The organism is Paenibacillus campinasensis (assembly GCF_002272015.1).
GTDB lineage: Bacteria > Bacillota > Bacilli > Paenibacillales > Paenibacillaceae > Paenibacillus_AQ > Paenibacillus_AQ campinasensis.
In genome coordinates this window covers 35,910-45,485 of record NZ_NPBY01000055.1, presented here as the reverse complement: position 1 = coordinate 45,485, position 9,576 = coordinate 35,910, and the positions used below count along the sequence as shown (strand labels likewise).

Genomic DNA, 9,576 nt, shown 5'->3' with positions numbered 1-9,576 from the left:
TCTTAAATAATTCATCGTTGAGTTCTTCGCAACGACTCGAAGCCATCCCCGCATCTTGCTTTCATTCTCAAATTCCGGCTTGCTTGTAATCACTTTCAGGAATGATTCTTGAATAATATCCTCGGCCGCAGCATGATCTCGAACAATATACAGGATCTGTCCATAGACCAGATCATAAAATTCGTAATAGATTTGTTCTTGCAAAGCTTCGCTCAGATCAGCGAATTCTGCTGCGAGCAGGAGCTGTAATCGGTTGGACACTCGATAATCTCCTCTCTGGCGTTCCCATCCTATTTCTTTCATCATTTTACATCAAGTTGTGTGAAAAAGCCCACCTCATTCTTATTAGAAAGCAAAGAAGCTTATACCAACTGATATGGACAAATAGGGTGGATCATTATTGAAATTTGGTTCGGTGTTGTCAACTTGAAGAAGGAGGGAAACAGGCCGAGACGAATCATAATGGAAGCGAGAAACCGAGTGGAGGTGAAAGGGCGTGCTAATACATCCAGAAACAGCATCATCAGATCGCCGGTTCGGGATCATAGCGGTGGATGCGTGGGGTGGAATCCATCCCGAAAGGGGAGAGGAGCGCAGCGGAACTAGGGCGGATGACACCGCCAAGCCGAGCTTGGGACAGCCCTTGCCCGAATGAGAACAAAGGGCGAAGGGCTGTCTGACGCTCATGCACGATACACGATATAGAGCGAATGTTAACGGACTCCGTCAGGCTGGACAGCAGGGCTTGCCCATGGAATAAGCGGGTTTTATGCCCAATTGCCGTCGATAAAAACAGGCTCTTCCTTGCCGTCACGGGTAATGCCGGTAATGTTCAGATCCTTCGAGCCCATCATGAAATCGACATGGGTAATGCTGGCGTTCAGGCCGTGCTCTCGCAGCTGTTCCGGCGTCATCGTTTTGCCGCCCTCCAGATTGAAGGCATAGGCGCTGCCGATCGCCAGATGACAGGAGGCATTCTCGTCGAACAGCGTATTGTAGAACAGAATGCCGCTTTCCGAGATCGGGGAGCGGTACGGCACCAGCGCCACTTCTCCCAAAAAGTGTGAGCCTTCATCCATCGAGATGAGGCGGGCCAACGTATCCTGACCTTGCTCGGCAGAGAAGTCGACAATGCGGCCTTGCTCGAACGTCAGAGTGAAATTGTCGATAATGTTGCCGCCATAGCTTAGCGGTTTCGTGCTCCGCACTGTGCCGTTTACACCGGTCTTCAGCGGAGCGGTGAACACTTCTTCGGTCGGGATGTTGGCAACAAAGCGCTCGCCTTTCTCGTTATGGCTGCCCGCCTGCGCCCAAATATGGCCTTCCGGCAGCTCGATGGTCAGATCGGTTCCCTCGGATACAAAACGAAGCTTGTGATATTTCTTCCGGTTGAGCTCATCGGATTTCTTCTGCAGCGTGTCGATATGCTTCTCCCAGGCCGCGACCGGATCATCCAGATCAGCGCGAACCGCATGGAAGATCGCATCCCACAGCTTCTCGACCTGCTGTTCCTTCGGCACATCCGGGAACACTTTGGCAGCCCAATCCGGGGATGCAAAGGCGATGCCGGTCCAGCTCATCTTGTCGGCCTGCTGGTACTGACGGTACTTGGACATCGCTTCACCGTATGTACGCTGATACGTGGCAATGCGCTCCGGATCAACGCCTTTCAGCAGGTCCGGATTGGAGGAGAGGACAGTCAGAAAGGCAGCACCCTGTTCAGCAAGCTCAGTGACCTCCTGGGCGTAATGCGTTGGCGCTTCCTTGAAAGACTCATCCGGTGCGAGGTCATAGCGGATGCGGTTGACGATTTCATCGCTATAATTCACTTTGACCAGCTTGGCACCGGCTTCGTATGCTTTTTTTACAATGAGACGAACGAGGGGAGCGGCTTCAATCAGCGCATTGACAACCAGCGTTTGCCCTGGCTGCACATTGGCGCCCACCTTGACGCCAAGCTCCGCGTATCGTTCCAGCTTCTCTTCAAAACTTGCCATGTTCATTCCTCCGTTATCCTTTTTCTATAATTAACCTAAGGTCAATTCATATTGATGTCGGGTTTAGGAAAGCAGCCATCCAGACAGAAGCTGAATGGCTGCCGCACCCTAGAGTACGCTGTTTAAAATGCCCAATTTCCTTTCAGGAATACAGGCTCCTTCTGACCGTCTGCCGTAATGCCGTATATATCCATATCCGCAGATCCGATCATGAAGTCCACATGGGTCACACTGGTATTCAGGCCGCGCTCCTGCAGCTGCTCATGATTCAGTCCCTTGCCGCCTTCGAGACAGAAGGCATAGGCGCTGCCGAGCGCAAGATGGTTGGAGGCATTCTCGTCAAACAAGGTGTTGTAGTATAAAATATTCGACTCCGAGATCGGGGATTGATGGGGAACGAGCGCAACCTCACCCAGATAACGAGCACCTTCGTCCATGGACAGCAGCTGCTCCAGCGTTTCCTGGCCGGTCTCGGCGGTGAAGCTGACCACCTTGCCATTCTCGAAGGTGAGCGAGAAATTGTCGATGATGTTGCCGGCATAGCTGAGCGGCTTCGTGCTGCGGACAGTGCCGTTCACGCCCGTCTTGAGCGGAGCGGTGAACACTTCCTCGGTCGGCATGTTGGCGACAAAGGCATGTCCCTTTTCGTTGATGCTGTCCCCTTGCGCCCAGATATGGCCTTCCGGCAGCTCGATCGTCAGATCGGTGCCCGGGGCGATGTAGTGCAGCTTCTTGTACTTCTTGGCATTCAGCACCGCGGATTTCTGATCCAGTGTCTCCAGATGCTTCGTCCAGGCGGCAACCGGATCAGGCTGATCGACGCGTACCGTATGGAAGATCGCGTTCCACAGCTTATCGACTTGCTCTTCCTTCGGAACATCGGGGAACACTTTAGCGGCCCATTCCGGAGAAGGAACGGCGATCAGACACCAGCTGAATTTGTCAGACTGCTGGTAGGCGCGATATTGCTTCAGCGCTTCGCCGCGGGTTTTGTAGAAGTTAGCGATGCGGCCGGATTCAATGCCATTCAGAAGGTCGGGATTCTCGGAGAGCACATGCAGCACAGCCGCTCCGTTCTCGACGAGCTCGGTCAGCTCGCCCGCCAGCCACTTAGGCTCTTCCGTAAACACATCATCTGCGGCTTTTTCGAACTGAAGCCGCGTGATCGCTTCATCGTTCCAGATCACCTTGACCAGCCGGGCACCCGCTTCATATGCCTTGTTGGCAATTAAACGGATAAAGTCTGCAGCAATGACAGGCGCGTGAACGACCAAGGTTTGACCTTTCTGGACGCCCACACCTACCTTTACTGCCAATTCGGCATACTTGTCCAGCGATGTATAGAAATCGGACATTTGGTACCCTCCAATACGAATATAGATTTTCCACCATATTATACTAGATGAATGTACATATTAAAAACATTAATGACAGACGCGCAAAAGTGTTATATTGTGTCTTATGGGTATGAACTGTTGAAGGAGGATGAAAAGGTGTCACAGATTCAAATTGAACGTGCCGGGATGCAGCGGGATGATGAGGATCATTTTATCGGATACACGATCTTTGCCTATGAAGGCCATGCTGAACCTTATGAAATTACGTTCCACAGCAAAGACGGGCGCAACTGGGATTACAGCCTGAATTTTGCGGACGAGCCCGGTCTGGAAGAGCAGTTCCTGGCGGTAGACGAGCTGATCGAGAACAATGACGACCTGTTTGACGATTTGCTGGATGCAGCGATTGAGGCGGGGGATCTGTAGTACATAGCGGAGCGTGACCTGCATCAACAATTGAGCCATAGATAGCGCAAAAACCGTGCTTCCCCTTTAAAGGTGAAAGCACGGTTTGTTTGTGAGCTTATGGCCGTACCCGCGGTGTCTGTCTCATCATCCGATGATAATCTTGCCCTCCGGATGACGATACAGATCCTTATGGTTGTGGCGGCTTAACGCATAGGCCAGCGTTAACGGCCCGAGCCGTCCGAGGAACATCAGCGACGAGACCGTTACCTTGCCGATATCCGACAGTTCGGGTGTCAGTCCCATGGACAGACCAGCGGTGGCAAAAGCCGATACCGCCTCGAACAGAATGATCAGGAAGTCACCCTGCTCCGTGACCGACAGGAACATGGAGGCGCCGACCAGCAGCAGCAGCGACAGGATCGTCAGCGTAATGGATTTATAAACGACCGCCTGAGCAATCCGGTTGCGAAACAGGACGACATCGCGTTTGCCCTGAATCATTGCCACCACAGCGCCGATCAGGATCGCAAAGGTAGTTACCTTGATTCCGCCGCCGGTCGAGCCTGGCGCAGCTCCGATGAACATCAGGATGACCATGAAGAACTGGGAGGACTGCTGCAGCCCTGATATGTCAATCGTGCTGACCCCGCCGGAACGGGGGGTGATCGATTGGAACAGGGAGGCCATCATTTTGACCGGAGTGGATAGCGGCCCAAGCGTTCTTGGATTGCTGAACTCCAGAATAAACAGCAGAACTGCACCGAGCACGATCAGGGTGGAGGTAACGGTCAGCACCACTTTGGAATGCAGGGAGATTTTGCGTGTCTTCGGATACTCAATCAGGTCGAAGATGACGATAAAGCCGATACCGCCGAGGAAGATCAGCGCCATCAAGACCAGGTTCACATACGGGTCTGCCACGTAAGCGGGAAATCCGCTGAAAGGCCCGTGATGGAGACCCATCAGATCAAAGCCCGCATTGTTGAAAATGGATATGCTCTGGAATATGCCCAGATACATCGCTTCAGACAACGGCATGTCCATGGCAAAGCGGATGGTCAGCAGGATTGCGCCTGCGGCTTCAATAATGATCGAGTAAATGAGCGCTCTTCGAATCAGATCCACGATACCGGACATCTGGGTATGTCCCATCGCTTCCTGCAGTATCATGCGCTCCCGCAGGGAGATGCGCCGGTTGAACATCAACGCTACCCACGTAGCCGATGTCATGAAGCCGAGTCCGCCGATCTGGATCAACAGCAGCAGCACGATCTGGCCGAAGAATGACCAATGGGTGCCGGTGTCCACCACGACCAGGCCGGTAACGCTTGTCGCCGATACGGCCGTGAACAGCGCATCGACGAACGGCGTGGATGTGCCGTCCGAGGAGGCGATAGGCAGCTTGAGCAGAAAGGTGCCGATCAGCACGATCGCTGCAAAGCCGAGAGCCAGAAATTTAGGCGGGCTTAAAGGTTTGCGTAAATGGTTCTTTTTTTTCATGTCGTCAGGTCCTTTATTGATATTATTGCAAAAGCCATACTTTCTAATCATAACACGAAAGGTGAATCACTCAACTACCATGAATGCAGACAAACCGCCAATTCCTGTACCGATCCCTTTGATCATTGGGATTGTGGCCATTTCATTTTCTTCCATATTCATCAAATGGGCGGAGAGCCCGACCTCGATTCAGGCCATGTACAGACTGATTATCACCGCATTGATCATGCTCCCGTTTAGCGGCAAATACATCGCCGAGATCAGGAAGCTGACGCGCACGGACTGGGCGCTGCTAGCCTGTTCAGGCTTCATGCTGGCACTTCACTTTCTGCTCTGGATGGGCTCCCTCCGGTGGACCAGTGTGGCCAGCTCCACGATTATTCTTGCCCTGCAGCCGGTATTTGTAATGATCGGCGCGTATTTCTGGTTTAAGGAGCGGGTGCATATCCCGGCGCTGATCGGCATGTCGATCGCCTTTGCCGGGGTGTTCCTGCTGATCGGAAGCAGCGGGTTCGACGGGAGTCAGGGTCATCTGACCGGCGATCTGATGTCGCTTGGCGGTACCGCAGCGATCGCCGTCCACATGCTGCTGGGTCAGCTGCTGCTGAGGCGGCTGCCCGCGTACCTGTACAGCCTGCTTGTGTTCCTGTTCGCAGCAGCTGTGCTGGCCGTATACAATGCCGCGCTGGGCGTTCCTTTTACCGGCTATGCTGCATCAGAGTGGGGCATCTTCGCGTTGCTGGCATTCGTGCCCACCGTGTTCGGCAGCCTGCTGTTCAACTGGCTCATGAAATATGCCTCGGCTTCCACCGTGTCGATGAGCGTGCTCGGCGAGCCGGTTGGAGCCAGCCTGTTGGCCTTCCTGCTGCTTAACGAATCGATGAGCCTGCTCCAGGCGGCAGGAGGCGCGCTCGTGATGCTCGGGTTGGTGATGTTCCTGCAAGGGAACAAGGCAAGCAGGGCGGTCACGCCGCTTCGGCAGGAAGAAGCCGGATAACGATATGGGGCGGGTGAGCATACCGCTGATTAGCTGATTGTGAGGACGGGCGGGAAGTTGTCACTCATCGCCAGGCGTGCCATGTTATAATGAAGGCAGGTTTGGAGTATGGATAGACCAAGAGATTGTGAGAGGGATCGGATGGAAGTGAACACGGAAGTACAGCACAGCCCCTCGAAACCGATCGAGGGCAATACTTACTTGCAAGGGGTTAAGGACTGTGTGCCGACGCTGCTCGGCTATTTAAGCATCGGCTTTGCCGCCGGTGTGGTGGAGCGGACCGCTGGCTTCAGCTTGATGGAGATCGCGCTGCTGTCGCTGATTGTGTATGCGGGCTCCGCCCAGTTTATCGCAGCTGGTATGGTGGCGGCCGTCTCGCCCATAGCGACCATTGTCACGACGATATTTTTTGTCAATGCAAGGCATTTGCTGTTAAGTGCGGCAATTGCTCCTTATTTTGAGAAGCTGTCGGCTCGAAAAAGCTTTTTTATCGGTTCGCTGCTGACAGATGAAACGTTTGGCGTGGCTTCGACCAAAGCCCAGGAGCAGAAGAAGCTCGGCTATAAATGGATGGTGGGGCTGAATTTGACCGCCTATCTGAACTGGTGTGCAGCTAATGTAGCCGGCGGGCTTGTCGGCGACTGGATACCGAACCCGGAGCGATGGGGACTTGATTTTGCCTTGCCGGGCATGTTCATCGGCCTGCTCGCGCTGCAGATGATCAGCCGGAAGAAATTCGGCCTCGACCTGCTCGTTGCGCTATGTGCGGCAGCGGCCGTTGTACTGGCCAGCTTCCTGATGCCGCCGAGCGCGGCGATTATTGTGGCGATTCTCGTGGCGGCCACGGCGGGGATGGTGATGGAACGATGGAAGTAAGATGGCATATCTTTCTGCTCATTGTCGGCTCTGCCATCGTCACGCTGATTCCCCGGGTGCTGCCGCTCATGGTGCTCAATCGCCTGCGCATACCGGAAGCGCTGCTGCGCTGGCTGGATCATGTGCCGGTCGCGGTGATGGCTGCGCTGCTGGCCCAGGAGCTGCTGCTGGCTGACGGGAAGGTCGATCCGGGCCGAAATCTGCTGGAGATCGCCGCCGCGGTGCCGGCCTTTCTGACGGCGTTCATCACGAAGAGCCTATTCGCCACGGTGATTGTCGGCATCATCACAATTGTTGTTCTGCGTCTTGTGATCTGAATACTGGAGCTGTTCTCACATGCTTGCCGCATGATGGGGGCAGCTCTTTTATTTCGCATATTTGGACGAATGTCAGGGGACAGGGGTCCTTTCGGAATGTCTGTAGATTGCATAAGGTGTACTAGACCATGATGTTTGCTTGAGTGTAATCGAACCTGATAGGCAGAAGGAGGGGACAGGGGATGATGCCGACGGTAACGATCGTCATACCCTTTTATAATTGCCCATATATACAGGAGGCATTGGAAAGCGCCATTCACCAGACCTATCCCGCTGTCGAAATCATCGTTGTGGATGACGGGTCAACCCGGCATGCCGATCTAATTGCACCTTATACGCACCGGGTGTATTACTTGGGCAAGGCTAACGGCGGGACCGCTCATGCGCTCAACCACGGATTTCGGCATGCATCGGGTGAGTATATCGCATGGCTAAGCTCGGATGATAAATTTGAGCCTCACAAAATTGAAAGACAGATGGCATTCATGCTCACGCATGGATTGGACGTAAGCTATACCGCCTTTTCGGTTATCGACCAGCACAGCCGGATTACCGATCCGTACCGTCCGGCTCCGATGGCAGGCATGGCCGATCTGTGCCGGCAGCTGTCCTATTCGAATCCGATCAATGGGTGTACGGTGATCGCCAAAAAAGAATGGATCGCCGGTGTCGGGATGTTTAACGATCATCTTCCTTTTACGCATGATTATGACCTGTGGATTCGATTGGCCATTAACGGGGCGAAATTCGGGTATATGCCGGACTGCCTCACCAAATACCGGGTCCATGAGCAGATGGGCACGATTCAGCACCGGGCCAGAATTGCCGGTGAGTATCAAATGGTACAGAATAATTACCGCAATTTACTGCAGCATGTGGCGGCTCAACTCGGTGGTTAAGGGGGAGAACGTGTGAAGATACTGCTCGCAACCCACTGGCTGATCCCCCATGTCGGCGGCGTCTGGAATTTTATGGTCCAGCTGAAGCAGCACCTGGAGAACCACGGGCATCAAGTGGATATGATGGGAAACAGTCCGGATTACAAAAAAATTCACATCGTGAATCAACATGGGATGGAGCTGGCCAAGGAGGCGCTGCTGCCGATTCTGTCGGCTAAGCTGGCATCGGCGCAAGTCCCGGAACTGAACGCACATCCGGTCATTACCAATTATGAGCTTGAGCGATACTTTATGGAGCTGTCGGCCGCCTATTTTGGCCTGGAGAGCTATGATATCATCCACACACAGGATGTATTTGCCACGCGTTCCCTCAGTCGGGTGAAGCCGAAGCGAACGCCGCTGATTGCTCATGTTCACGGCTCTGTAGCGCGCGAAATGATGGACCATTTCCGCAACCATCCGGAGATGGGAATATCGGAGGGGAGTCCTGCATGGAGATACTTTCCTTCCATGGAGTATCATGCAGCGATGGCAACGGACATTACGATTGCCGCCAATCAGTGGTCGAAAAACATTCTCGTTGGCGAGTTCGGTGTCCCGGAGAACCGGGTAGCCGTGTTTCAGTATGGATTTGATGCGCCGGCCTTTTATGCCAAGATGAATGCAGGCACCCCGGTCGTGCGGCCCCCAGGCAAAAAAGTAATTATCTGTCCGGCAAGGCTGGTCTATGTGAAAGGGATTCATGTGCTGATCTCAGCGCTGGAAATTTTGCGGCATATGCGTGACGATTGGGTATGCTGGATCGTAGGGGACGGCGACTATCGCGGGCAACTGGAACTGCAGACGGTCAACAGCAGCCTCCAGTACCATGTATTCTTCCACGGGTCCAGAAACGATGTGCCGGCGATGCTGACTCAATCGGATATTTTTGTCCACACCTGCATTCAGGATAATCAGCCATATTCGGTTATGGAAGCCCAGATGGCCGGGCTGCCTTGCATCGTATCCAGTGCCGGCGGCCTGCCCGAAATGGTGCAGCATGGTCAGACCGGTCTGATCTCGCCGGTTGGCGATGCATACACGGTAGCACAGCAGCTCAATCTTCTGCTCGAACGCGATGATTACCGGATGAGGCTCGGCCAGAATGCGAAGGCCTTTGCCATGAATCACTGGTCCATGGATCTGATGGTTCAGCGGATGCTGATGATGTATCATGGCGCGCTGACTCAGCGATAAAACAACATG

Annotated in this window: 10 protein-coding genes; 6 read left to right on the top strand and 4 right to left on the bottom strand. The window is 53.8% G+C overall.

Going from position 1 to position 9,576, the window contains the following annotated elements; genetic code table 11:
* From CHH67_RS17675 to CHH67_RS17665, 3 genes are all read right to left on the bottom strand, one after another.
* On the bottom strand, positions 1-261 hold a 261-nt coding region (locus tag CHH67_RS17675), incomplete at its 3' end, for an RNA polymerase sigma factor (protein WP_280523045.1).
* Between the two features lie 506 nt (positions 262-767).
* Positions 768-1,997 (bottom strand): aminopeptidase, encoded by a 1,230-nt coding sequence (locus tag CHH67_RS17670; protein ID WP_095266526.1) that lies wholly within the window; start codon positions 1,995-1,997, stop codon positions 768-770.
* A 122-nt stretch (positions 1,998-2,119) separates the two neighbouring features.
* Entirely contained in the window at positions 2,120-3,352 is a 1,233-nt protein-coding gene (locus CHH67_RS17665; protein ID WP_095266525.1) for an aminopeptidase, read from the bottom strand.
* A 138-nt stretch (positions 3,353-3,490) separates the two neighbouring features.
* Between CHH67_RS17665 and CHH67_RS17660 the strand changes: the two genes are divergently transcribed.
* Positions 3,491-3,760, top strand: a complete 270-nt coding sequence (locus tag CHH67_RS17660; protein WP_095266524.1) for a hypothetical protein — start codon at positions 3,491-3,493, stop codon at positions 3,758-3,760.
* Between the two features lie 126 nt (positions 3,761-3,886).
* On the opposite strand, the gene CHH67_RS17655 is transcribed toward CHH67_RS17660, so the two are convergent.
* A complete protein-coding gene (locus CHH67_RS17655; RefSeq protein WP_095266523.1) occupies positions 3,887-5,242 on the bottom strand; it encodes a TrkH family potassium uptake protein in 1,356 nt (451 codons plus the stop codon).
* Between the two features lie 79 nt (positions 5,243-5,321).
* Between CHH67_RS17655 and CHH67_RS17650 the strand changes: the two genes are divergently transcribed.
* From CHH67_RS17650 to CHH67_RS17630, 5 genes are all read left to right on the top strand, one after another.
* Positions 5,322-6,239, top strand: coding sequence for a DMT family transporter (locus tag CHH67_RS17650; protein WP_095266522.1), 918 nt, complete (start codon positions 5,322-5,324; stop codon positions 6,237-6,239).
* A 141-nt stretch (positions 6,240-6,380) separates the two neighbouring features.
* Positions 6,381-7,115 carry an AzlC family ABC transporter permease gene (locus tag CHH67_RS17645; protein ID WP_095266521.1) on the top strand — a complete coding sequence of 245 codons (735 nt, stop codon included), beginning with the start codon at positions 6,381-6,383 and terminating at the stop codon, positions 7,113-7,115.
* Entirely contained in the window at positions 7,106-7,432 is a 327-nt protein-coding gene (locus CHH67_RS17640; RefSeq protein ID WP_095266520.1) for an AzlD domain-containing protein, read from the top strand. The genes CHH67_RS17645 and CHH67_RS17640 overlap by 10 nt, the downstream gene beginning before the upstream one ends.
* Before the next feature lie 182 nt (positions 7,433-7,614).
* The gene (locus CHH67_RS17635; RefSeq protein WP_095266519.1) at positions 7,615-8,331 is read left to right on the top strand and encodes a glycosyltransferase family 2 protein; all 717 of its coding nucleotides are present in this window, start codon (positions 7,615-7,617) and stop codon (positions 8,329-8,331) included.
* A gap of 12 nt (positions 8,332-8,343) precedes the next feature.
* Positions 8,344-9,567: a glycosyltransferase family 4 protein gene (locus CHH67_RS17630; RefSeq protein WP_095266518.1), complete on the top strand. Its 1,224-nt coding sequence runs from the start codon at positions 8,344-8,346 to the stop codon at positions 9,565-9,567.
* Positions 9,568-9,576: the final 9 nt, after the last annotated feature.

Coding starts and splice junctions, on each gene's coding strand:
- CHH67_RS17670 (WP_095266526.1), bottom strand. CDS start 1,997: ATGGCAAGTTTTGAAGAGAAGCTGGAACGATACGCGGAGCTTGGCGTC.
- CHH67_RS17665 (WP_095266525.1), bottom strand. CDS start 3,352: ATGTCCGATTTCTATACATCGCTGGACAAGTATGCCGAATTGGCAGTA.
- CHH67_RS17655 (WP_095266523.1), bottom strand. CDS start 5,242: ATGAAAAAAAAGAACCATTTACGCAAACCTTTAAGCCCGCCTAAATTT.
- CHH67_RS17650 (WP_095266522.1), top strand. CDS start 5,322: ATGAATGCAGACAAACCGCCAATTCCTGTACCGATCCCTTTGATCATT.
- CHH67_RS17645 (WP_095266521.1), top strand. CDS start 6,381: ATGGAAGTGAACACGGAAGTACAGCACAGCCCCTCGAAACCGATCGAG.
- CHH67_RS17640 (WP_095266520.1), top strand. CDS start 7,106: ATGGAAGTAAGATGGCATATCTTTCTGCTCATTGTCGGCTCTGCCATC.
- CHH67_RS17635 (WP_095266519.1), top strand. CDS start 7,615: ATGATGCCGACGGTAACGATCGTCATACCCTTTTATAATTGCCCATAT.